Genomic DNA, 20,950 nt, shown 5'->3' on the forward strand with positions numbered 1-20,950 from the left:
GGCGGGGCAGTCAGTCGAGCGCCAGACAGTGGTTACAACGCTTCAGACACCATTACAACCACGAACGACCCAACCAAGCACTCGACGGTCGAACGCCAGCTCAGGAGGTCCAGAACTAGACAGTGCCGTGTATACACAAACCTCGTCCAGCTAGCTACCGTCGTCGAGTCTGCCACTGCGGGCCGCTCTCGACGGGAGCACACCCTGCCCAGTGTCCTCGCTCGTCCGTGCTGTCGGTCACCCGCCGCAGAGCTTTACAGCACTAAGTGTGTAAAGCAAACCGTCGGCCGGTGACGATCAGTGCGGGACGTTGCCTCGCCATCTCGGCAACTCCGGTGTTCGTTCTTTTCCCATTACGATCCAGCATTGCTGGACTATCGTGCTGTCGTCCGGTATCGATCACTGTTCGTCGAGCGATGCTCGACCCTCGTCCGCTCGCTTCTCTAATACGGAACGAGATTCGTCTCTGTACGAGTCCTGTCTTGTATGGCCCGATGCCTATCACTGATGCTGTACAGGCGCTAGATAGCATCACTCGGTACGAAAGACTACCCAACACGTGCCGTCCGTCGCCGCCTCCAAGAGTCTCACCAGCCAAATGTCACTTTCGAGTCGTGTCTGCACGCACTCTCTCTACAGATCGCCGTTTTCTCCCAGCTTTTTCTGACTCGTCAGGCGTCCGTCGTCGCCAGATCCCCGAGAACGCGATCACCGAGTACGAGGACGAGCGCTGCGCCGACGAGGTCGAACAGCAGATCGAGCAGCGTATCGCGCTTGCCGTAGTTCACGAGGATCGGCTCGACGCCGATCTGATCGGCTCCGACGTGGATGGCGTACTCGACGAGTTCCCACAGCAGGCCGCCACAGGCGACGGCGGCGACGACTCTCGGACCGGGATCGCGGCCCGTCCGCCGACAGATCGCGAAGACGGCCCCGCCGAGAATCGTCGCCGAGTGGGTGTGGGTGACGTGGTCCCACCACCGAATGTCGTCGTACGGCCCCAGCATTCCCACGGCGTGAGTGATCATTGCGGTGTCGACGTACAGGTGGTGCCACGGCTGCAGTGTCACGCCACACGTTCGCTCGACGAACTCGGTCAGGTAGGTGCCGACCACGCCGACGGCGGCGTTGACGACCGTGCCGGGGTCGCGACGACGGAGCCCCAGGACGAACACCGCAACTAACCCGTATCTGATGGTCCGCTCGATCGCTCGTTCGTCCGGTGGCATCGTTCGTGGTCGTACTGCTCGGGCGACACACATAGCGGTGTCGTGTGCCACCGCCGCGTTCGTCGACGTGCTCATACTGCCGGCTGTCAGTCTGGAAAAATTCTTCGACCCCGTGGTCGCACATCTCTTGCAACAGTGACGGCCGGCAGTATCAGGACGATTCGACCGGCGTCTTCACGACCGTCACGGGCCGTTCCGACAGTCGAGCGACCCGTTCCGCGACGCTGCCGAGCAACCGACGGTACTCGCCGGCTCGGTTCTTCGACCCGACGACAGTCAGGTCGATGTCGGCCTCGTCGCCGTACGCGAGGATCTCCTCGTGTGGGACGCCGTGGCGGATCTCGCTCACCGTGTCGATCCCGGCGTCGGCCGCCGTGGCGGTGATCGCTTCGACCGCGTCGCGGCCGGCCTCTTCGAGCGCGTGTTCCAGCCCCTCGAACTCGTGGACGTACTCGTCGCCGGGGTAGGAGCTGTAGGCGTCGGCGTCGACGACGTACAGCACGTGGAGGGCGGCGTCGTACCGCTCGGCGGCGTCGATCGCGTGCTCGATCGCTCGGTCGACACCGGGGCTCATGTCTGTCGGGAGGAGGATTCGGTCGTACATCACCGCGGTGTTCGCCCAGCAGTCAGATAAATCGGTGGCATCGTTCCCGATCGCAGGGACTACCGACTCTCGCGGTAGCGTTCGGGGACGTACGACACGACGGGTGTCGGGAGCAGGCCGACGAGGCGCTCGGCCAGCGTCGCCAGCGGCTTGCGCACCAGGACGTACACGGCCGAGACCGCCAGCAGCGCGACGGCGACCGCGGTGACGGCACTGCCGGCGACCGCGGCGAGTGACACGGTCGCGATGCCGGCGACGGCGAGATCCTCGGGGGCACCGTCGTAGCGGACCCACCGCCGGGGCCGGATCCAGCGGCCGTGATAGTGGCTGTAGACGGCCCGGTCCGAGTCGGCGAGCCACGGCCGGAGTTCGAGGCCACCGCCCGCGGCGTCGGTGACGGCGTGGAGCGCCATCGCGGTGAGGCCCACGGCGACCCCGACCGTCACCGTCGAGGGCGTGGCAATCGCGAGTGCGACCGCCGGGACGGCGGCCAGCGGCGCGTACACCGGATAGTGCAGCGTCTTCCGGTGGCCGGCGTAGAGATCGAGGTCGGGAAGCAGACCGCCCACGAGTCCCGCTCCGAAGGCGACCGGCGCGAGTGTCGGCTCGCCCGCCAGGACCGGCAATGCGACCGCCATCCCCCAGAGCGCGTGCGTCGTCGCCATCATCGTGACCGCTCGTAGCCGACGGAACGGTAAATAGTTCTCGGCGGGGGGCTCACAGCTCCGTCATCGGGACACAGTAGACCGGCACGTCGGCGTTGCGAACGACTGTCTCGGTCACGCTGCCGATGAGGTACCGGTCGATACCGGAGCGGCCGTGGGTCCCCATCACGATCAGATCGATGTCGTGGTCGCCGCTCTCGGCGAGGATCACGCGCGCGGCCGGTCCGCTCCCAACGTTGCCCGCGACGCTGACGCCGGTCGCCCGAGCACGCCGTCGGACCGCATCGAGCGCGTCTCGGCCGACCTGTTCCAGCGCTCCGTGGATCTCGCTCGCTCTCTCGGAGCCGGCCAACAGGCTCGTATCGACCGAGTAGATGGTGTATACCATCGCACCGTACAGCGTCGCCAGCGTCATCCCCCAGTCGATCGCGACCGACGCGCCGTCGCTGTTGTCCGTCGGCAGCAGGACGTTCTCGTAGGTTCCGCCGCCGGGCTCGATCTCGTCGACGGTCGACGGGACTGCAACGACCGGAACGTTCGCGGTCCGAAGGACCTTCTCGGCGACGCTGCCAAGCAGGAGTCGCTGGAGACCGGTCCGTCCGTGGGTTCCCATCGCGATCACGTCGATATCGTGTGCCTCGACGTACTCGTTGATCGCCTGGAACGGCACCCCTCGTTCGACTGTTCCGGTGACTCGACCCGAGAGGTGTGTCTGTGCGAGCCCGGTGACGCTATCGACCGCACGCCTGGCCTCGTCTTCGAACAGCTGTTCTCGGTCTGAACGGTCCTTGCCACCGAACCGCGACAGCGACGGCTCGATCTCGCGGGTGTCGACCACTGACAGCACGTGTACGTCCGCGTCGGCCGTCGCCGCCAGGTCGATCCCGCGCTGTGCGCCGACTGTGGCTCCCTCGCTCCCGTCGGTCGGCACGAGAATCGAATCGATCGCTGGGCTCATACCGACTATTCGCTCCGCTGGGGTTTATACTGTTGGCTGTCACTTCGCGGCGATACTCACCACCCAGGGGTGGGAAATCGTTCGCAGATGGACAGCCGACAGTAGGGCTCTGGTCCGATCCCGCTGTGGCGACCCATTGCTCGGCGCTCGTCGTATGCGACGGCGACTCCCCACCGACAGTGGACTTATTGTGTTCCCCGCCATCCTGTCAACTATGTCGAAAAAGACCCCGGTCAATATGTCGGCCGCGGAGCGCGACGAGATCCTCGACAGCGGCGGGACGGGCGTCCTCTCGCTCGCTGCCGGGGACGAGCCACCGCACTCGATCCCGGTGTCGTACGGGTACGACGCGGCGGCCAGTACGTTCTACTTCCGACTGGCCGTGGGCGTCGACACCGCGAAGGGCGACCTCAACGACCGGCCGGCGTCGTTCGTCACGTATCGGGAGGAGTCGGGTGGCTGGCAGAGCGTCGTCGCCCGCGGCAGACTCGAAGACGTCGAGCGCGAGGGTATCGAGACCGAGACGCTAGCAGGGCTCGAACACGTCGACATCCCGCTGGTGGACATCTTCGACCGACCGCTCCGAGAAGTGTCGTTCGAGTTCTACCGGCTGGTTCCCGACGAACTGACCGGACGAACGGAAGTCTAACGATGACCTGAGAACAAAGGGAGAGATCGAACGAAAAACTCGATTATACAGATTCAAATATCACTATCTGTACAGAACACCTCTGGTATGTAGTTAGAAACTACGAAACCGTTGCTATCTGTCACTGTTCTCTGTCTACCTGGCAGTCATCACGGGGATCGACCGCCGCGTTCGCGGCGTCGCTGCCGTCGGTCGGGATCAGCACGTCTTCGAAGGGCGTCGGGCGCTCGTCGGCGTCCTCCACGAGCACCTCGTGTGCCGCGTGCTGACTCTCGTCGCCGACGGTGTGGTCCTCGCGCGCATCGACCACGGACAGGAGATGAATCGTCGCTCCGTATCGCTTCGCCGCCACGACGTTGCGAGCCGGTCGAGTCACACCGCTGTCGCTACACGTCGCTCTCGGCCGCTGTGCTCTCCTCCGGATACGCTCGCTTCCAGAGGCCCCGCAGCGGGAGGGTGGCGAACGGCAGCACGAACACCCCGTACAGCAGCGCCGTCGACGAGGACAGCGCCGGCACGAGCACGACGGCCACCGGAGCGAGGACGATCACGCCGACACAGCCCGCGACGACAGCGGCCACCCGCCGATCGATGGGCGCGAGTGCCGTCGTTCTGACGTGCAGGTCGAACGCCCTCACGAGGGCCTCGGCGTCGGCGACGGGTCCGAGCGAGCGCCGCGGATCGTCGCCCCAGCCCGCTGCCAGCGAGATCGTGCGCGTCCCCAGCAGCCGGTCGGGGAGCCGATCGGACACGACCTCGGCGTCGCGCAGCGACCCGATCGAGGCCCACCACTGGGGCTCGTCGAGCAGGCTGTCGTACGCGACCAGTCGGTCGTCGTACCGACGGTATTCGAGCGTCCCGTACCTGAGGTAGAACGTCCCGACACGCGCCGCCAGGAGTGCGACGAACAGACAGACCAGGACGAGACCGGAGCCGAGCGCGACTGCCCGAGAGGGCTCCTCTCCGCCGAGGATCACGAGCGAGAAGAGCCAGACGATGACGAAGGACGTCGCGTAGACGGGCGCACGCTCACTCAGCGCCTGGAGTGCGCCGGTGGACAGCACCGCGCGGCCGTCCGTCCGAACGCGCGCGTCCGGTTCGCCCGCGGGCACGTCGTCGACCGCTGGCGTACGGCCCGACTCGTCGGGTCCGGAGAGCCACCCGGTGAGTCGCCCGCCGTCGCCGTGGGTCGCCCGATAGCCCGACCACTCCACGAGGAGCTTGACGACGACGAACACGCCGAGCGTCGCAGCCGTGCCGGCCACGGCCGTCACCGGGACGACGAACAGGACGAACGCCAGGAAAAACGCCTGTCGGGCCGGCGTCTCGATCACGGCGTACGGCGTGGTCGTCTCGTGGTGTCCGTCCCGCAAGTCCCGCCAGGTCTCGACGGTCTGGCCGACGACCAGCGTGCCGACGCTCAACAGGACCTCCGGCTGGCTGACGACTGCCGCCACCGGGATCGGCCTACTGACCACGACGCCGATGGCCATTCCGAACCACGCGGCGACACCGCCGACGGCGAGGGCGAAGGGCACGTTTCGCGGGTAGACCGGCGGCAGCCACGGGACCACCGTGACGCTCCCGCGCTTTCTGGTCAGCTCGTCCGAGACGCTGACGACGGTCGACCCCTCGTGGTCGGTGCGTGGCGGTTGCTGTGCGAACAGCGCCTTCACGCCCGCCAGCGGGAACGCGAACAGCACTTCGAGCGTGTAGACGACCACCAGCGTCTCTGGCTCCCAGCCCAGTCGGACGACGCCGACCAGCGGGACCAGATTCGCGAGGACGACCGGCACGAACCCCGCCGCTGTCGGCAGGCGCTCACTGCTCGTGGAGGGCATCGCCAGGGAGTTACGGACAGTGGCTCATAAGCGTACTGACCGGGGAGAGCGTCGACGACACGGGAACGGGCGACGATCGCGACCGCGCCGCCAGCCACCGACAGAGCGAAGCAAACTGCTGGCAAGGCAAACCCAGCCAACCACCAGCAACCAACGACGACAGCAAAACCGGGATCATACTGCCGGCTGTACCTTCGTGACGATCTTCGCCACCCCGGGGTGGCGAAATCGTTCACAGACGTACAGCCGGTAGTATCAAAAAAGTAGAAAACGCAGGACCAAACTCAGACGAAACAAACATCCTCGCACTGAGACTACCGGAAAACAGAGACTGGGGAGACAACAACAAAGCATTAGGCAGAGACCACTACACCTGCAACTTCGGACTCCAACAACAAATCACAAGCTCAGACTACAAACCCACAGTCGACGACGTATTCACAAGCACCGGCAGCCTCATCGGAGAAGTCACAGACTGCGACTCCGGAACATGCTACATCGTCGCCGGCAGCAACTCAATCAAACCAATCACAGTAAAAACAAACGAAAAACAACCCACCGACAACATACAAACAACACTAGAAAAAGCAAACACAAACACCCAAACTAACATACCCACAAACAACATCTTCGGAACATTCCCAACAGGAGGCGGACTTGCAGGAACTGATTCTAGAGATCCTTTAGATGTATGCCAGCGATTCCATGGTTGTCCTACTTACGAGTGATGTATATTAAGAAGAAAGAGTGGAATAGTTATGAGGCTGTTGCTGGGTAGCCTTGTTCCCAGTTCCAGTCTGGTTTTTCTCTTAGTTCGAAGTCCCATCCATCAGCTGTTTTTTTCAACTCATCAATGACTACTGGGTTATCTACTTCGTCGTATCCTTCGTTCATGTATCTCTCGTTGATGGCCAATTGAAGATCCATTCTGCCATGTGTCCCCAATGGGTTACCTTCTTCATCATCCACTCTGTCTCCCTGCTCATAACCAATCTCATCAATCTTCTCATGGATATCCTTTGAAGCAGGAACGAGCATCTCATCTGGTCTGTACTCAAAACCGTCACTAGTACTGTGTCCCCCGGCAAATAACTGATAACCCATTAGAGGGGCACCAGACTCTGGAACATTCTCAGCCATATCAGAATCTCTTTCTCTCTCTTCTAATGCTTCTACGTCGTGTGGTGGGAGATCTGCATTGTTGTCGCTTTCTCGGACGCCGCTCATTGTTCTTTTGTATCCTGCGTTGCCTTTGTCTTCGCCTGGTGTGTGGGTGGTGTGGTTCATTGTTTCGTTGAGTGCGGCGTTGATGATTGCGTATTCGTTTTCTCCGGTGTCTGTTTTTTCTCCTGTCTGGACTTTGATTTCTGAGTATTGGAGTGTGGCTCCGACGGTTTGTGTGTAGTTCATGTTGGAGAAAATTTCGAAGTCCCATTGGCTGCCTTCTTTTTGTTCGAGTGTTTGGTGGAGTGCGGAGAGGATGTGGGTGTGGCGGTCTTCGTAGTTGTTGTTTTCTTGGTATTGTTCTGAGGCGGTTTCGAGTGCGTTTGCTATTGCTTGGTTTCTGCCGCCGTTTTCGATTCCTTCTTCGAGTGCGTTGTCGATGGCTTCGAAGCTTATGCTGGTGTTTTGTTGTGTGCCTTGTACTTCTTCGAGTATTTGGTCGTCTTCTCCGTGGATCCAGTTGAAGTAGTGTTCTCGCCCGGTCAGGTCCGGTTCGGGTGTCTCGGTCTGGGTCGCTTCGTCGGTTGTCTCGGTCGGTTCGGGCGTCGCCGTGTTCGTCGGCGTCGTCGTGTCCGTCTGCGTCGGCGTCGCCGTCGACTCCGGCGGTTCGCTCTCTGACCCCGAACACCCGGCGAGTGATCCCGCGCCAGCCAGCGACGCCGCGCCAGCGAGGAATCGCCGACGGTCCCAGTCTGCAGTCATGTTCTCCTCTATGTACAAACGGGCTAAAAAACATCCCGCCGGGCGTCGTTCATACTGCCGGCTGTAACTTCGTGACGATCTTCGCCACCCCGGGGTGGCGAAATCGTTCACAGATTTACAGCTGGTAGTATCATACTGCCGGCTGTATCAGGAACGCCGTGTTGCGAGGCTGTCGGGTTCGTCCCGCGTCGTCTGTCGAGTCCGCTCCGTTTCACGAGTGTGTCGCGTACGTCTTCCCGGAATCAAAAGCAACAGGCCACTCGCAGGGCAAATCCCTCCAATGAGCTTCGAAGGCTACGGTGAGGACATGGAGCCCGGCAAGCGGGACATCATGGAAGCCACCCACAGGGCCGTCAGGGAACACGGCTACAGCGACCTCACGATCCAGCGCATCGCCGACGAGTTCGGTCGCAGCAAGGCGTTGCTCTACTACCACTACGACGGCCGAGACGACCTCCTGATCGACTTTCTCGACTACATCCTCGGGGGCTTTCTCGCGAATCTCCCCGAGGGAGGAACGGCACCGCGCGAGGAACTCGACGCCCTCGTCGATCGCCTCCTCCCGACGACGGTCGACGAGGAACCTCATCGACTGATGCTGGCGATGTTCGAACTCCGCATGAACGCGCCCCACGACGACGCCGTGCGCGAGCAATACGTCGAGGTCGAAGCACAGCTGCGGGACATCCTCGAAGACATTCTCCGGCGGGGGATCGAGGCGAACGACTTCGTCGACGTCGACGTCGACGCCGAGGCGGAGGCGCTGCTCTCGCTGCTCGTCGGCACTCGTGCCCGCCGTCTCACGGTCTACGAGCCGGACACGTCCATCGAACCGCTGAAGCGAGCGATCGACGCCCACGTCGCCCGCATCTCGACGGCGGACGCCGACAGCGACGACTGACCCTCGCTCCGATCGGGCCGTCGTCGTGTGCTTGGCTACACCGATCCGTCAGTGAGAGAGTCGCTGCGGGACTGCTTCGAGCGGGCTCGCAGCAACCGTCTCGCGCAGCAGAGCGAGCCGCTGGCGATCGGTCGCCGACACCGCGCTCACGATCGTTCGCACCTCTTTCCGAGACACCTTCACCGCCTCCTCGGCGAACGCCGCTCCGGGGTTCGCGCGCAGTTCTCGCAGCGTCCCGACCGCCAGCAGGTACGGCACGGCCCACGCGACGACGGTGTTCCCGCCGCCCAGTGGCATCTCCTCGATGTACGACTGGGCGGGATCGAGATGCTGCTGTGCCCGGTCGAGTGTCCGTGACAGCACCACGACGGCCTCCGAGCGGAGGTCTTCGTCGACGACCCGATCCTGTGGCACTCCCTCGGCGGCCAGCCACTCCGCGGGGAGGTACACGTTGTTCTCGGCGACGTAGTCGTCGTGTACGTCCTTCGCGATGTTAACCAGCTGGAGGAGCCGGCCGAAGTGTTCGCCGTTGTGCCGCAGCGCCGTCTCCCGAGCCTCGGAGAGGGACTGCTCTGCGAGGAGGTTCGTGATCAGGGTCCCGACGGTGCCCGCGACGTAGTGACAGTAGCTGCGTAGCTCGGTGCCCGTCTGGATGCGAATCCCCGGCTCGTCGGCGTACCGCTCGACGAACCGAGCCATTCCCGTGGTCATCTCGCGGACCGGCGGCAGCATCGCCTCCCGCGTGGGTCGGTCGAACTGCTCGAATGCCCCCATCACGGTCGGTGCGTTCCCGACGAGTTCCCAGTCCGGTGAGGGGTTCTGGGCCGGTATCCACTCTCGGGCCTGCCGAGTGAACGACTCGATCGACGTCGACGAACCGGGCTGGAGGACCTCGCGATACGTCGCCAGGAGGTCCTGCTGTGTCGCCGCCGGGACGTGGTTCGCGTCCTCGACCGTGTCCGGAATCCGACAGAGCAGGTAGCCGACACAGATCTGGTCGGCCAGCGGCGAGTCGAGCGCGTCGATCGTCAGTGCGAACGTGCGCGAGACGCCCTGGACAGCCTCGTGACAGTACGCGAGGGGGGACTCGGACGGACCGGTGTGGTGGTGGGTCATTGTCGACGGGTGGCTTCGTCCGTTACGAAGAAATAGTCAATACTTATAGCTGCCGCCTTCGGAAAACGGCGAATCACTCGACAGGACTGGTCGTGTTCCCGCCTGAGGCCCGATACCAGAAACTACTTGACTAAATTTTCAATATAAGTATCTGATGTACGACTTCGAGAACACCGTCGCACTCGTCACCGGTGCAGGATCGGGGATCGGTCGCGCAACTGCCACGCGGTTCGCCGCCGAGGGGGCAACCGTCGTCGTCGCCGACATCGACACGACGGGCGGTCCAGCGACCGTCGAACAGATCGCAGCCGACGACGGCGACGCGACCTTCGTCGAGGTCGACACCAGTGAGAGCGAATCGATCGCCGCGCTCGTCGAGGCCACGCTCGACGAGTACGGTCGACTCGACTACGCGGTCAACAACGCCGCGATCGGGAACACGCCGGCCCCGCTCCCGGAGATCGACGAAGACGAGTGGGAGCGCGTCCTCGACGTGAACCAGACCGGCGTCTGGGCCGGCATGAAACACGAGATTCCCGCACTCTCGGACTCCGGCGGCGGCGCGATCGTCAACGTGTCCTCGAAGGCCGGACTCCGTGGCAGTCCCGGCCGGTCACCGTACGCCGCCAGCAAACACGGCGTCGTCGGCCTGACCCGGACGGCCGCCCTCGAAACCGCGACGGAGGGCGTTCGCGTCAATGCGGTCTGTCCGACGATCGTCGAGACGCCCGCGCTGGCGTCGATGTCCGAGGCGGAACGCACCGCGGCCGTCGAGGAGGTCCCGATGGGGCGGGCCGCTTCCCCGGACGAAGTGGCGAGCGCCGTCGTCTGGCTGTGCTCCGACGAGGCGTCGTTCGTCACCGGCCACGCCCTCCCGGTCGACGGCGGCGAGACCCAGCAGTAGACGGCGGACTCTCGCGTCCCAGAACGCTCGGCACCCCCTCGCTCCGGCGGCATAGCGTCGCCGTACAGCAACGGGCGTCCGCGATCGACGACTCGCCAGAATACAGCATAGCTCAGCTGCTAAGCTAATCTGAGATGTCCGCTGCTTCCGCCCTCACGACAGCAGAGCATATGCCCCAGGCGGGCGTCGCTCGGCCCATGACACGAGACGAGGAAGACTCCGAGACGGACGACGGGAAAATCGAGTGGCTGGATCGGCTCGTGAACTTCCTCGCGACCTACCTGCCCTGACCGAGTGTCCGTACGTCAGGCGGTGTCGACGACAGCGACGCCGTCGGGGTCGATCGCGACCGAAACTGTGGTCCCGACGGTCGTCTCCTCGGCGGTGCCGTTCAGGCGCAAGCGCAACTGCCGTCCGTCGGGCAACTCCCCGACGGCGCTGGTCGTCTCACCGAGATACTGGTACTCCCGGATCGTCACCGGGATCGAACCGCTGCCGACCGCGATGTCGTCGGGTCGGACGACGACCGTCGCGTCCCCGCTCGTGTCGTCCGCGACCGCGTCCAGTCGCGCAAATCCCAGGTCGACCGTGCCGTCGTCCAGCTGTGCGTCGAGCAGGTTCGCCGAGCCGACGAATCCGGCGACGAACTCGTTTGCGGGCGACTCGTAGATCTCGCGAGGCGTGCCGACCTGTTCGAGGCGGCCGTCGTTCAGCACCGCGATCCGGTCACACATCGCCATCGCCTCCTCCTGGTCGTGGGTCACGTACAGCGCGGTGACGCCCAGCTCGTCGAGCAGGCTCCCGATCTCGCGCCGGAGCCGATCCTTGAGCTTGGCGTCCAGTCCCGTCATGGGTTCGTCCAGCAGGAGGATGTTCGGCTCGATCGCGAGCGCACGCGCCAGGCCGACCCGCTGTTGTTGCCCGCCCGAGAGGGTCTCGGGCGCTCTGTCGGCGAGTTCGGCGATGTCGAGCAGCTCCAGCAGCTCCGTGGCGCGGTCCCGTCGCTCGGACTTCTCGACGCCCTGCATCTTCGGACCGAACGCGACGTTCGCGAGGACGCTCATGTTGTCGAACAGCGCGTACGACTGGAACACGAGCCCGACGTTTCGCCGCTCTGGGGGGACGTGGGTTACGTCCTCGTCGGCGAACCGGACCCGGCCGGCCGTCGGCGTCTCGAAGCCGGCGATCGTCCGCAGCGTCGTCGTCTTGCCACAACCCGACGGCCCGACGACGCCGAGGATCTCGCCGTCGGCGACGGTCAGGTCGAGCGCCTCGACCGCGACCTCGTCGCCGTAGGTCTTGCGAACGCCGTCGAGTTCAACGGCGACCATGCGTCTGCCTCCCGTGAGTGTGTGTTCGAGTGTTCATGTCGTAGTGAATCCGTGTCGACCGACGGTCTGTAGCACGAGGATGGCGGCGACGACGAGACAGAAGTACATCGAGATGGCCGCCGCCGACTGCAGGAACGGAGCGCGACTGATGTTCTCGTAGAGAAACAGCGAGAAGGGCTTTGGCCCGCGGGTGTACACCATGTAGGTGAAGTTGAACTCCGCAGCGGCCAGCGTCCACGTGATGATCGAGCCCGCGAGGATCCCGCCCCTGGCGTTGGGGACGATGACGGTGACGAACGTCCGTGGCCACGACGCCCCCAGCGAGCGGGCGCTCTCTTCGAGCTGGCGGAGATCCATCGACTGGAACGCGCTCTGGACGGTCAACACCATGTACGGCGACTTCAACAGCGCGTAGCCGACGACGAGTCCGAAGGCCGTTCCGGCGTTGTCGGGATAGGTCCGCAGGAACGCGATCCCGAGGATGATCCCCGGCACGAGCGGCAGGACCGCGAGCGTGTTCAGCCACTCTCGGCCCCGAAACTCGTAGCGGGTCAGCGCGTAGGCGATCGGCACGCCGACGACGAGGTTGACGACCATCCCGCCGGTCGCCAGGAGGACGCTGAACCACAGGCCGGAGCCGATCCCCCTGCGCGCGCCCACGTCGGTCAGGCCCAGCGCCGTCCGCCAGTGTTCGAAGGTGACGAAGCCGGTGGGAACGACACCGGTAGCCGACTGTGCGAACGAGGAGACGAACGTCAGCGCGATCGGGACCACGAGCACCGCGAGCACCAGTCCCGTCACCAGCGTGACCGCGGTCTTCCCGAGCGATCGGGGCGTCCGGAGCGTCGTCATCGCCGGATCACGTCCGCTTCCGTGTAGCGCAGGCCGACGAACGTGACCGCGAGGATGAACGCGAAGTACACCAGCCCGATGCCGGCGGCGATCTGGCTCTCGTAGCCGACCGAGATCACCTGACTGAGCTGGAGCGTCGCGACGTTCAACCCCTGCAAGACCAGGACCGTGCCGAAGATCGCCAGTGCCGTCCGGAACGTGAGCAACAACGCGGCGACGATCCCGGGACGGATCTCGGGCAGCGTGACGTAGTAGAACGTCCGGAGCGGATCGGCACCGAGCGCTCTGGCCGCCTGCTCGGCGTCGGTGTTGACCTCGGCGTAGGTCCCGCGCAGGACCATCGTCGCCCGCGGGAGCAGCGAGTAGACGTACCCCACGAACAGCCCCGTCACGGTCGTCGCGGTCGCCAGGTCGATCGGCCCCTGGCCGCTGAAGAACGCGACCGCGTTCGTCACCAGTCCCTGCCGGCCCAGCAGGGCGACGACCATGAACGCGACGACGATCCCGGGGAGTGCGATGGGGAACGAGACCACCGAGACGAGCACGCGTTCGAAGGGCAGCGAGTACTTCGCGAACGCGTGTGACACCGCGACGCCAAGCGCGACGCTGACGGCACTCGTCGCGGCCGCGAACCAGAGCGTGTTCACGGCGACCTGTCGATACAGCGGGTCCGTCGCCAGCGTCCGCCAGGCCGACGCCGAGAACCCGACGTTCGCAAACCGGTCCGCGGAGACGCTCATCCGGACCATCGTCGCCAGCGGGACGAACGCGGCCACCGCGGCCAGGACGAGGAAGGGCGCACACAGGACGAGAATGCGTCGCCGTCGCCGGTCGCGCTCGGTCTCGGGTGTGAGGGTGTCTCTGGCAGCCGACAGTTCGAACCAGGTGGAGGTGCTCATAGCTGCGCCCGAGTTACCCCTGGATGCCGGGGATGTCCGACTCCGAGGTCACCTGATCGATGATGGGCTCCTGTCGCTCGACGAGATCCAGCTGGTCGACGGTGAACTCCGCCGCCTCGTAGGTCGCCTGGTCGGGGAACTCGTCGGGCATCTCCAGCTCGCCGGCCCGGATCGGTCGGACGAACGCGTCGAAGAACAGCCGCTGGCCCTCCAGCGAGAGAACGAAGTCCATGAACAGCTTCGCCGTCTCCGGGTTCGGTGCGCCCTCCAGCATGCCGTAGCCGTACGGGATGTTCATCGCTCCGGCGTCGCCCTCGGGGCCGGGCAGGATCGCGACGCCGACGTTCTCCGCGGGCACCTCCTCGTGGTTGTACTTCATCTCCAGGGCGGTGTAGTCGTACTGGGCGACCGCCGAGACCTCGCCGCTAGTGAAGTCGCCGGTGATGTTGCGACGCACGTCTGCCCCCTCCTGGGCGATGTCGTTGTAGTACTCGACGACAGGTCCCAGATCGTCCATCGTCCCGCCGTAGGCGTTGTTGATCGACAGCGCCGTCGCCAGCCCGTTGGCCGAGTGTGGCGGAGTCACGCAGAAGTCCTTGGCGGCGTCGGGGTGTTTGAAGTCCTCCCAGCTCTCGGGCTCGCCCAGCCCGCGCTCCTCGTAGATGTCCTTGCGGTAGGTGACCGCCGTCGTCATCTGCCGGGTCGCCGTGAGGTGGCCGTTGTCCGTCTTCAGATCCGACGGGACGGCGTCCCAGTTGGCCGGCTTGTAGTCCGTGGTAAACCCCTCCTCCATGGCGGTGATGCCGAACGAGTAGCCGCCGTTGTACGCCGAGTGGGTGGGGTTCTCGGCGTTCGATCGGATGTGCGTGAGCGCCTCGCCGGAGGTGCGCTGGTCGTCGTTCAACTTGACGCCGTAGCGCTCGTCGAAGGCGTCCATGACGGCACCCCAGTTCGACCACCCCGTCTGGACGGCGTAGATGTAGAGTCTGTCCGAGGGGAAGTCGCTCTCGCTGACGGTCGTCTGGTAGTCGCCGTGGCCGACCTCGTAGGTCTCGCCGCCACCGCCGCCGATGGCTTCGGTGCCGCTACACCCTGCGACTGTGGCAGCCGCCGCCGAGCCCGCCACGGTCAGGAACCCGCGTCGTGTGTGATCAGTCACACGCGGTGGTCCGGCAATCCGGCTAAAGGTGTTTTATATTACACCTCTATACCGCGATCACCGGGTAGGGACGGTACGTCGTGGTACCGACCGGGCGTGAGGGCTATATAGACCCGGACCCCTGGGCCGGCCGAGGCGACGCCGCCGTCAGATCGACTGTCTCGCTACTCGTCGGCGAGACGGCCGGGCGTCCACTCGCCGTCGAAGTCCTCGTGGGTGAAGGCTCTGGCGTCGTCGCCCGCGTAGGTGGCCACGAGCTGGCCGTCGCCTTCGAGGTAGTACTTGTAGGTCGTCAACCCGGCCAGACCGACCGGGCCGCGAGCGTGGATCTTCCCCGTCGAGATGCCGACCTCCGCGCCGAGGCCGTAGCGGTAGCCGTCGGCGAAGCGCGTCGAGGCGTTGTGGAAGACGCTCGCGGCGTCGATGCCGGTCATGAACAACTCGGCGGTCTCGGCGTCCTCGGTGACGATCGACTCGGTGTGTTTCGAGCCGTGAGCGTTGACGTGCTCGACGGCCTCGTACACGTCCGAGACGACCTTGATCGACAGTTCGAGGTCGCCGTACTCGCTGTCCCAGTCGTCGTCGGTCGCCTCGCCCACGTCGACGATCTCGCGGGTCGCCTCGTCACCGCGGAGTTCGACGCCGACCGCCTCGTAGCGCTCGACGATGGCCGGCAGGAACGTCTCTGCGACGCTGTCGTCGACCAGCAGCGTCTCGACGGCGTTACAGACCGCCGGGTACTGGACCTTGGCGTCGAAGGCGATCTCTTCGGCCTGTTCGAGGTCTGCGGCCTCGTCGACGTAGACGTGACAGATCCCTTCGGTGTGGCCCAGCACGGGGATCTGGGTGTTGTTCTGGATGTAGGAGACGAACTCCGAGGAGCCACGGGGCATCAGCAGGTCCACCTTGTCGTCCATCTCCAGCAGCGCGTCGACCTCCTCGTGGGCTTCGATGAGCTGGACCCAGCCGTCGGGCAGCTCGGCGGTCGCCTCGCGGATGAGTTCGTAGAGGACGCGGTTGGACTCGCTGGCCTCGCTGCCGCCCTTGAGGATGACGGCGTTGCCGGACTTGAGCGCGAGGGCGGCGATCTGGACCAGCGCGTCCGGCCGCGACTCGAAGATGGTGCCGACGACGCCGATCGGCACGGCGACCTTGTACAGTTCGAGGTCCGCGTCCAGCTCTCGGGCCGCGAGCGTCTCGCCGAGGGGATCGTCCTGTTGGGCGACGCTCTCGACCATCTCGGCGATGCTCTCCAGTTTCGCGTCGTTGAGCTTCAGGCGATCGACGAGCGCCTGGGTGTACTCGCCGCGTTCGAGCATGGCCTCTGCCTCCTGTACGTCGGTCGCGTTGGCCTCGCGGATCTCTCCCTCGTGGTCGCGAATGGCGTCGGCGATCGACTCCAGCGCAGCGTCGCGGGTCGCCTCGTCGACGTTTGCCAGCCGCAGTGCGGCGTGCTGTGCGTCGGTCACCTGGGATTCGGTGTCGTACTCAGTCATCTGTGGCTCCGTTTATCGGGACGAATAGCGTGCCTACCGATTTGGCAGTAGCGATCCGTTCCAGCACGTCGCGGTCCGCCGAGCCGGCGATGATCGCCGGTGTGCCGTGTTCGCTCACGTCGCGCGCGCCCTCGACTTTCGTCTGGATGCCGCCGAACTCGGCGGTGGTGCTGTCGTCGACGAGCGACTGGACGGCGTCGTAGTTCGTGCCGACGGCCTCGATCAGCTCCGCGTCGTCGTCGTCTTTCGGGTTGCCCGTGTAGACGCCGCCGACGTCGGTCAGGGTCACCAGGAGGTCGACGTTGACGCCGATGGCCACCGACGCCGAGAGCATGTCGTTGTCGCCGATCTGGATCTCCTCGGTCGCGATCGCGTCGTTCTCGTTGATGATCGGCACGATCCCCCAGTCGAACAGGGTCTCGATGGTGTTGCGGACGTTCGTGAACCGTTCGGGGTTGGACAGATCGTGCTCGGTCAGCAGGATCTGTGCGACCGTCTGGTCGTAGCGGTCGAAGCTCTGGGTGTAGTGGCGCATCAGGTGGCTCTGTCCGACCGTCGAGAGGGCCTGGCTCTCCTCGACGGTCTCGGTCTCCTCGTCGATCAGCCCCTTGCCCGCACCGACCGCGCCCGACGAGACCAGCAGCACGTCCTTGCCCCGCTTCCGGAGGTCCATGATGTCGCTGACCAGCTTGTCGAGTTTCACGCGATCGAGCTGGGAGTCGGCGTCGGTCAGCGAGTTCGTCCCCGCCTTGACGATCACGCGCTGGGCGTCGGCGGCCTGCTCGCGGGCCTGCTCGACGGTCGCCTCGTCGACGGTCGCGATCGCCGACTGCTCACTCATCGTCGAACGCCTCGGCGAGTTCTCGGGACCGCTGCTCGGCGGCTTCGACGGCCTCGACGACGGCCGTGTCGGCGTCGCTGTCCCACAGGACTTCCATCCCCTCGATGGTCGTCCCGTTGGGCGAGCAGACGGCGTCGATGAGCTCGGAGACGCTCCGGTCGTCTCGGAGGACCGTCTCGGCTGCGCCCTTGAACGTCTGGGCCGCCAGCGTTTCGGCCTGCTCGGGGTCGAGACCGCCGTCGATGCCGGCCTCCTTCATCGCGTCGATGAGGTAGAAGGCGAAGGCCGGGCCGCTGCCGTTGACTGCCGTCGACACGTCCATCAGTTCCTCGTCGATCTCGACGAATTCGCCGACCGCGTCCAGCAGTTCCCGCACGTCGTCGTCGATCCCCGTTCGGGTGGCCGCCGCGGCCATGTCGCCGGTCTCGGCCGCCAGGTTCGGCATGATCCGGACGACTGTCGCGTCGGTCTCGCCCGCGACGAACGACCGCGGGACGCCCGCTGCGATGGTGAGAAGCGACTGGTCCGGTCGGAGATCGAGATCAGCGAGGACTGCCGAGACTGCCTTCGGTTTGACTGCCAACACGACGATCTCTGCTTCCCGAGCCGCGTCGACGTCGTCGGTCGTCTCGTCGGCGTCGTCGGCGACCGACGCCAGCGCCTCGGGATCGAGGTCGATCGCTGTCACTTCGTAGGCTCCGGTCTGGGCGAGCCCTTTCACGAAGGCCCCACCCATGTTACCACAGCCGATAACGCTCACGTGTGTCATCCTATCTCCACAGGGGAGACTGAGGTACATACCAACTACGGCTTCGTCCGAGCAGCGCGACGCTGCCGGGTCGAGCACACGTACCCGAACTCACGCGGTGTACTGTTCGACGAGCGACCGTAGCTCGTCTTCGCCCTGGACGCCGACGATCTCCTCGACCTGCTCGCCGTCGGCGAAGAGGACGAGCGTGGGCACGCCGCGGACGCCGTAGGCGGTCGCGAGCTGCTGGTTCTCGTCGACGTCGACTTTCGCCACGGCGGCGTCCGTCTCGGCCGCGAGGGCCTCGACGACCGGTTCGAGCATCTGGCAGGGGCCACACCAGTCGGCGTAGAAGTCCGCCAGGACGACGTCGTAGTCGGCGACTGCGTCGTCCAGCTCGGACTGTCCGTCGACGTGTACTGGCTCCGTCGGCGCGCTGGCTTCCGTTTCGATATCGGTTGTCATCACTCCATCGTAGGTGGCTCTCGTAGTTAAGAGTTTTGGACGTACTAAACAATACTACTGGCAGGCCCAGTCAGTCCTCGACGGGCTGTCGCACTCTCTCCAGCACGTGCGACTCGGGAGCACGAATACGGTGAAAATCCACAGCGGGCAGTCTCGGCGGGACTGGCGTCGTGTGGCGGGATCGAGGCTGTCGAACCGGAGCTCAGCTCTCGACTGATGGTGCCGTCGCGTCGCGATCTTCGTACTTCGTCTCGAACTCCTGGATGAGCTGGCCCATCTTCGCGTACCAGTCGTTGAGGAGCCGCTGCATGTCGTCTGCGATGTTCGCCGGGTCGGTCGGCTTGTAGACGTGGTAGTAACCACCCTGGTCGTAGTTGACCTGTTCTTTCTGGATGAATCCGGCCTGGAGGAGCCGCTGTACGGCCCGGTAGGCGGTCGATCGTTCACGGTCGACGGCGTCTGCGATCTCGTCGACGGTGAGCGCGTCCTCGGTGTCGACGAGCGACTGGAAGACCTCTCGATCGAGCTGTTTGAGTCCGTGGAAACACTCCAGAAGCCCCTCACACTCCATGTCCCGCTGAAGCTGTTCAGACATCGAATCTGGCATCGGTATCGAGTACACGTACGGTCTACCGCGTTAAAAGACTTGTGTGCGAATTCCACAATGCCGCACGAACTCCTGCCGGCAGATCGACGGCGTGAGCCAGTGGCGGACACCGTTGCTCGTCCGGCCGTCGATCTTGTCTCTTTCGCGAACTATCACCCGGCGGACGGGACCCTCCAGTCTGCACGACGGCCGGCAGGAATCAGGTCCACTCTGGTTCGAGCGCGTCGAGCAGGCTGTCGATCTCGCTGCGGGTGTTGACCGCGTGGACCGACGCGCGGACTGCGTTCGGTGTCGGCAGAGCGCGAACGACGATCCCTCGCGAGGCGAGGCGATCGACCGTCGCTTCGGGGTCGTCGACGTCGATCGTGACGAGTCCCGACTCCGGTTCCGCCGGACTGTGGAGTCGTTCGTTCGGGACGCCGTCGGTCAACTGCCCGGCCAACTCCTGAATCTGGCTCTCGATGCGGTCGACGCCGACCTCCTCGATCACGTCGATCGCCTCGGCCAGCGCGACGTGTGGCGCGGGGTTCGACGAGCCGACCTCGAATCGCCCCGCGCCGGGTACGAACTCGTATGGATCTGCCGTCGGTGTCTCGACGCTTCGGTAGCCGACTGTCGCGGGCCTGAGCGATTCTGCCGACGCCCGGTCGACGTAGAGGAAACCACCGCCCCACAGCCCAAGCAGCCACTTGTGACCGGCCGCCGCGACGGCGTCTGCGCCCCACTGGGCGACGTTCATCGGGAGCTGACCCGGCACCTGTACGGCGTCGACGAGCGCGAACGCGCCGGCCTCGTGGGTGATCTCGACGAGGTCCGCGACGGGCAGGCGAGTGCCGTGCGTCCACGTCACGGCACTGAAACACGCGAGCCGCGCGCCGTCGACGGCCGCGGCGAAGGCGTCGCGGTCGACCCGTCCGTCCTCGGTCTCGACGACGCGAACCTCGACGCCTTCCCGTTCCAGGCGTTGCCACGGGAGCGTCCCGGCCGGATGTTCGAGATCGGTCCGAACGACCACGTCACCGGACTGCCAGTCGATCGCGTTCGCGACGGCGTTGATCCCGGCAGTCGTACTCTCCGTGAGCGCGATCTCGGGGGGCGCTGCACCGACGAAGTCAGCGACCCGTTCTCGGGTCCGGTCGTAGGCGTCGAACGCCACGTCGTACGGATCGTTTCGAGCGCTCGTCTCGTACTCGTGTCTCCGGACGAACTCGTCGGCCGCTTCGACGACGTACCGCGGACTCGGCCCGTGAGCGCCGAAGTTCAGGTAGATGTCCTCGTGCAGGGCGGGCGTGTCGGCGCGAAGTTCTCTGGGATTCATGTCGTTTTCGATGAATCAGTCGCTATACCGGGCGATCAGGTCGCGAAGTGACTGTTCGCTCTGGCCGCCACGAAGCTGTTTCACCGGCTGCCCGTCGGCGAACAGGACGAACGTGGGTGTGCTCTGGGCACCGAACTCGATCGCGGTTTCGAGGTTCGATTCGATGTCGATCGTCAGGATCGTCGCATCAGTGTCGTTCGCGAGTGCTTCCAGAACCGGCTTCATTCGCTTGCAGGTGCCACACCACTCCGTGTAGAATTCCGCGAGCGCGACGCTACTGTCTTCGAGGACCGTGCCGATGTCGTCATCACCGAGTGAAACCACGCTGTCCGTCTCCGCTGTCTGTGTCGACATTACCGGGTACTACGCGCTGGCTGTTTAATAGTCTTGGGCCAACTATACAATACAATTGCGCGCAGTCCCCCTCTCGCCGGTGCCAAG

23 protein-coding genes are annotated in these 20,950 nt (G+C 64.8%); 4 read left to right on the forward strand and 19 right to left on the reverse strand.

The window, feature by feature from the left end; genetic code table 11:
* On the forward strand, positions 1-119 hold a 119-nt coding region (locus IL252_RS13890; protein WP_208628624.1), incomplete at its 5' end, for an integrase core domain-containing protein.
* A gap of 552 nt (positions 120-671) precedes the next feature.
* Here IL252_RS13890 and IL252_RS13895 read toward each other — a convergent pair.
* The 4 genes from IL252_RS13895 to IL252_RS13910 form a co-directional block, all read right to left on the reverse strand.
* On the reverse strand, positions 672-1,229 hold the full coding sequence (locus tag IL252_RS13895) for a hypothetical protein (RefSeq protein ID WP_208628483.1): 558 nt from the start codon (positions 1,227-1,229) through the stop codon (positions 672-674).
* 151 nt (positions 1,230-1,380) lie between these two features.
* On the reverse strand, positions 1,381-1,833 hold the full coding sequence (locus tag IL252_RS13900; protein WP_153555049.1) for a universal stress protein: 453 nt from the start codon (positions 1,831-1,833) through the stop codon (positions 1,381-1,383).
* 59 nt (positions 1,834-1,892) lie between these two features.
* Positions 1,893-2,501 (reverse strand): metal-dependent hydrolase, encoded by a 609-nt coding sequence (locus IL252_RS13905; RefSeq protein WP_194287007.1) that lies wholly within the window; start codon positions 2,499-2,501, stop codon positions 1,893-1,895.
* A gap of 49 nt (positions 2,502-2,550) precedes the next feature.
* Positions 2,551-3,456 (reverse strand): universal stress protein, encoded by a 906-nt coding sequence (locus tag IL252_RS13910; protein WP_208628484.1) that lies wholly within the window; start codon positions 3,454-3,456, stop codon positions 2,551-2,553.
* A 214-nt stretch (positions 3,457-3,670) separates the two neighbouring features.
* Here IL252_RS13910 and IL252_RS13915 point away from each other — a divergent pair, with 214 nt between their 5' ends.
* Entirely contained in the window at positions 3,671-4,105 is a 435-nt protein-coding gene (locus IL252_RS13915; RefSeq protein WP_208628485.1) for a pyridoxamine 5'-phosphate oxidase family protein, read from the forward strand.
* Positions 4,106-4,226: 121 nt separating this feature from the next.
* On the opposite strand, the gene IL252_RS13920 is transcribed toward IL252_RS13915, so the two are convergent.
* The 3 genes from IL252_RS13920 to IL252_RS13930 all read right to left on the reverse strand — a co-directional run bounded on the left by IL252_RS13920 (position 4,227) and on the right by IL252_RS13930 (position 7,872).
* On the reverse strand, positions 4,227-4,481 hold the full coding sequence (locus IL252_RS13920; protein WP_244257182.1) for a hypothetical protein: 255 nt from the start codon (positions 4,479-4,481) through the stop codon (positions 4,227-4,229).
* A gap of 10 nt (positions 4,482-4,491) precedes the next feature.
* On the reverse strand, positions 4,492-5,946 hold the full coding sequence (locus IL252_RS13925) for a DUF6498-containing protein (protein ID WP_208628486.1): 1,455 nt from the start codon (positions 5,944-5,946) through the stop codon (positions 4,492-4,494).
* A 756-nt stretch (positions 5,947-6,702) separates the two neighbouring features.
* Positions 6,703-7,872 carry a hypothetical protein gene (locus tag IL252_RS13930; protein ID WP_208628487.1) on the reverse strand — a complete coding sequence of 390 codons (1,170 nt, stop codon included), beginning with the start codon at positions 7,870-7,872 and terminating at the stop codon, positions 6,703-6,705.
* Between the two features lie 280 nt (positions 7,873-8,152).
* On the opposite strand from IL252_RS13930, the gene IL252_RS13935 reads away from it, so the two are divergent.
* A complete protein-coding gene (locus IL252_RS13935; protein WP_208628488.1) occupies positions 8,153-8,773 on the forward strand; it encodes a TetR/AcrR family transcriptional regulator in 621 nt (206 codons plus the stop codon).
* A gap of 48 nt (positions 8,774-8,821) precedes the next feature.
* On the opposite strand, the gene IL252_RS13940 is transcribed toward IL252_RS13935, so the two are convergent.
* The gene (locus tag IL252_RS13940) at positions 8,822-9,889 is read right to left on the reverse strand and encodes a phytoene/squalene synthase family protein (RefSeq protein ID WP_208628489.1); all 1,068 of its coding nucleotides are present in this window, start codon (positions 9,887-9,889) and stop codon (positions 8,822-8,824) included.
* 154 nt (positions 9,890-10,043) lie between these two features.
* Between IL252_RS13940 and IL252_RS13945 the strand changes: the two genes are divergently transcribed.
* Complete coding sequence (locus tag IL252_RS13945; protein ID WP_208628490.1) at positions 10,044-10,793, forward strand: SDR family NAD(P)-dependent oxidoreductase; 750 nt, start codon at positions 10,044-10,046, stop codon at positions 10,791-10,793.
* Between the two features lie 305 nt (positions 10,794-11,098).
* On the opposite strand, the gene IL252_RS13950 is transcribed toward IL252_RS13945, so the two are convergent.
* The 11 genes from IL252_RS13950 to IL252_RS14000 form a co-directional block, all read right to left on the reverse strand.
* Positions 11,099-12,124 carry an ABC transporter ATP-binding protein gene (locus tag IL252_RS13950; protein ID WP_208628491.1) on the reverse strand — a complete coding sequence of 342 codons (1,026 nt, stop codon included), beginning with the start codon at positions 12,122-12,124 and terminating at the stop codon, positions 11,099-11,101.
* A 33-nt stretch (positions 12,125-12,157) separates the two neighbouring features.
* Positions 12,158-12,976: an ABC transporter permease gene (locus IL252_RS13955; RefSeq protein ID WP_208628492.1), complete on the reverse strand. Its 819-nt coding sequence runs from the start codon at positions 12,974-12,976 to the stop codon at positions 12,158-12,160.
* Positions 12,973-13,875, reverse strand: coding sequence for an ABC transporter permease (locus IL252_RS13960; RefSeq protein ID WP_208628493.1), 903 nt, complete (start codon positions 13,873-13,875; stop codon positions 12,973-12,975). Before IL252_RS13960 ends, IL252_RS13955 begins: the two co-directional genes overlap by 4 nt.
* 13 nt (positions 13,876-13,888) lie before the next feature.
* Positions 13,889-15,034 carry an extracellular solute-binding protein gene (locus tag IL252_RS13965; RefSeq protein ID WP_208628494.1) on the reverse strand — a complete coding sequence of 382 codons (1,146 nt, stop codon included), beginning with the start codon at positions 15,032-15,034 and terminating at the stop codon, positions 13,889-13,891.
* A gap of 164 nt (positions 15,035-15,198) precedes the next feature.
* Entirely contained in the window at positions 15,199-16,530 is a 1,332-nt protein-coding gene (locus tag IL252_RS13970) for a glutamate-5-semialdehyde dehydrogenase (protein ID WP_208628495.1), read from the reverse strand.
* Complete coding sequence (proB, locus tag IL252_RS13975) at positions 16,523-17,371, reverse strand: glutamate 5-kinase (protein ID WP_208628496.1); 849 nt, start codon at positions 17,369-17,371, stop codon at positions 16,523-16,525. Before proB ends, IL252_RS13970 begins: the two co-directional genes overlap by 8 nt.
* Positions 17,364-18,140 carry a pyrroline-5-carboxylate reductase gene (gene proC, locus IL252_RS13980; protein WP_208628497.1) on the reverse strand — a complete coding sequence of 259 codons (777 nt, stop codon included), beginning with the start codon at positions 18,138-18,140 and terminating at the stop codon, positions 17,364-17,366. Before proC ends, proB begins: the two co-directional genes overlap by 8 nt.
* Positions 18,141-18,230: 90 nt before the next feature.
* A complete protein-coding gene (gene trxA, locus IL252_RS13985; protein ID WP_208628498.1) occupies positions 18,231-18,584 on the reverse strand; it encodes a thioredoxin in 354 nt (117 codons plus the stop codon).
* A gap of 202 nt (positions 18,585-18,786) precedes the next feature.
* Positions 18,787-19,191 (reverse strand): helix-turn-helix domain-containing protein, encoded by a 405-nt coding sequence (locus IL252_RS13990; RefSeq protein ID WP_170092890.1) that lies wholly within the window; start codon positions 19,189-19,191, stop codon positions 18,787-18,789.
* A gap of 199 nt (positions 19,192-19,390) precedes the next feature.
* Positions 19,391-20,509 carry an aminotransferase class V-fold PLP-dependent enzyme gene (locus tag IL252_RS13995; protein ID WP_208628499.1) on the reverse strand — a complete coding sequence of 373 codons (1,119 nt, stop codon included), beginning with the start codon at positions 20,507-20,509 and terminating at the stop codon, positions 19,391-19,393.
* Positions 20,510-20,524: 15 nt separating this feature from the next.
* Positions 20,525-20,863, reverse strand: coding sequence for a co-chaperone YbbN (locus IL252_RS14000; RefSeq protein ID WP_244257184.1), 339 nt, complete (start codon positions 20,861-20,863; stop codon positions 20,525-20,527).
* Positions 20,864-20,950 lie beyond the last annotated feature (87 nt).

This window comes from Halomicrobium sp. IBSBa, assembly GCF_017612575.1.
Classification (GTDB): domain Archaea; phylum Halobacteriota; class Halobacteria; order Halobacteriales; family Haloarculaceae; genus Halomicrobium.

Bases quoted from the DNA above. Each gene is read 5' to 3' on its own strand.
- IL252_RS13940 (WP_208628489.1), bottom strand. From the start codon at position 9,889: ATGACCCACCACCACACCGGTCCGTCCGAGTCCCCCCTCGCGTACTGT.
- IL252_RS13900 (WP_153555049.1), bottom strand. From the start codon at position 1,833: ATGTACGACCGAATCCTCCTCCCGACAGACATGAGCCCCGGTGTCGAC.
- IL252_RS13950 (WP_208628491.1), bottom strand. From the start codon at position 12,124: ATGGTCGCCGTTGAACTCGACGGCGTTCGCAAGACCTACGGCGACGAG.
- IL252_RS13895 (WP_208628483.1), bottom strand. From the start codon at position 1,229: ATGCCACCGGACGAACGAGCGATCGAGCGGACCATCAGATACGGGTTA.
- IL252_RS13935 (WP_208628488.1), top strand. From the start codon at position 8,153: ATGAGCTTCGAAGGCTACGGTGAGGACATGGAGCCCGGCAAGCGGGAC.
- IL252_RS13970 (WP_208628495.1), bottom strand. From the start codon at position 16,530: ATGACTGAGTACGACACCGAATCCCAGGTGACCGACGCACAGCACGCC.
- IL252_RS13915 (WP_208628485.1), top strand. From the start codon at position 3,671: ATGTCGAAAAAGACCCCGGTCAATATGTCGGCCGCGGAGCGCGACGAG.
- IL252_RS13925 (WP_208628486.1), bottom strand. From the start codon at position 5,946: ATGCCCTCCACGAGCAGTGAGCGCCTGCCGACAGCGGCGGGGTTCGTG.
- trxA (WP_208628498.1), bottom strand. From the start codon at position 18,584: ATGACAACCGATATCGAAACGGAAGCCAGCGCGCCGACGGAGCCAGTA.
- IL252_RS13945 (WP_208628490.1), top strand. From the start codon at position 10,044: ATGTACGACTTCGAGAACACCGTCGCACTCGTCACCGGTGCAGGATCG.
- IL252_RS13995 (WP_208628499.1), bottom strand. From the start codon at position 20,509: ATGAATCCCAGAGAACTTCGCGCCGACACGCCCGCCCTGCACGAGGAC.
- proC (WP_208628497.1), bottom strand. From the start codon at position 18,140: ATGACACACGTGAGCGTTATCGGCTGTGGTAACATGGGTGGGGCCTTC.
- proB (WP_208628496.1), bottom strand. From the start codon at position 17,371: ATGAGTGAGCAGTCGGCGATCGCGACCGTCGACGAGGCGACCGTCGAG.
- IL252_RS13905 (WP_194287007.1), bottom strand. From the start codon at position 2,501: ATGATGGCGACGACGCACGCGCTCTGGGGGATGGCGGTCGCATTGCCG.
- IL252_RS13910 (WP_208628484.1), bottom strand. From the start codon at position 3,456: ATGAGCCCAGCGATCGATTCGATTCTCGTGCCGACCGACGGGAGCGAG.
- IL252_RS13930 (WP_208628487.1), bottom strand. From the start codon at position 7,872: ATGACTGCAGACTGGGACCGTCGGCGATTCCTCGCTGGCGCGGCGTCG.
- IL252_RS14000 (WP_244257184.1), bottom strand. From the start codon at position 20,863: ATGTCGACACAGACAGCGGAGACGGACAGCGTGGTTTCACTCGGTGAT.
- IL252_RS13990 (WP_170092890.1), bottom strand. From the start codon at position 19,191: ATGCCAGATTCGATGTCTGAACAGCTTCAGCGGGACATGGAGTGTGAG.
- IL252_RS13955 (WP_208628492.1), bottom strand. From the start codon at position 12,976: ATGACGACGCTCCGGACGCCCCGATCGCTCGGGAAGACCGCGGTCACG.
- IL252_RS13960 (WP_208628493.1), bottom strand. From the start codon at position 13,875: ATGAGCACCTCCACCTGGTTCGAACTGTCGGCTGCCAGAGACACCCTC.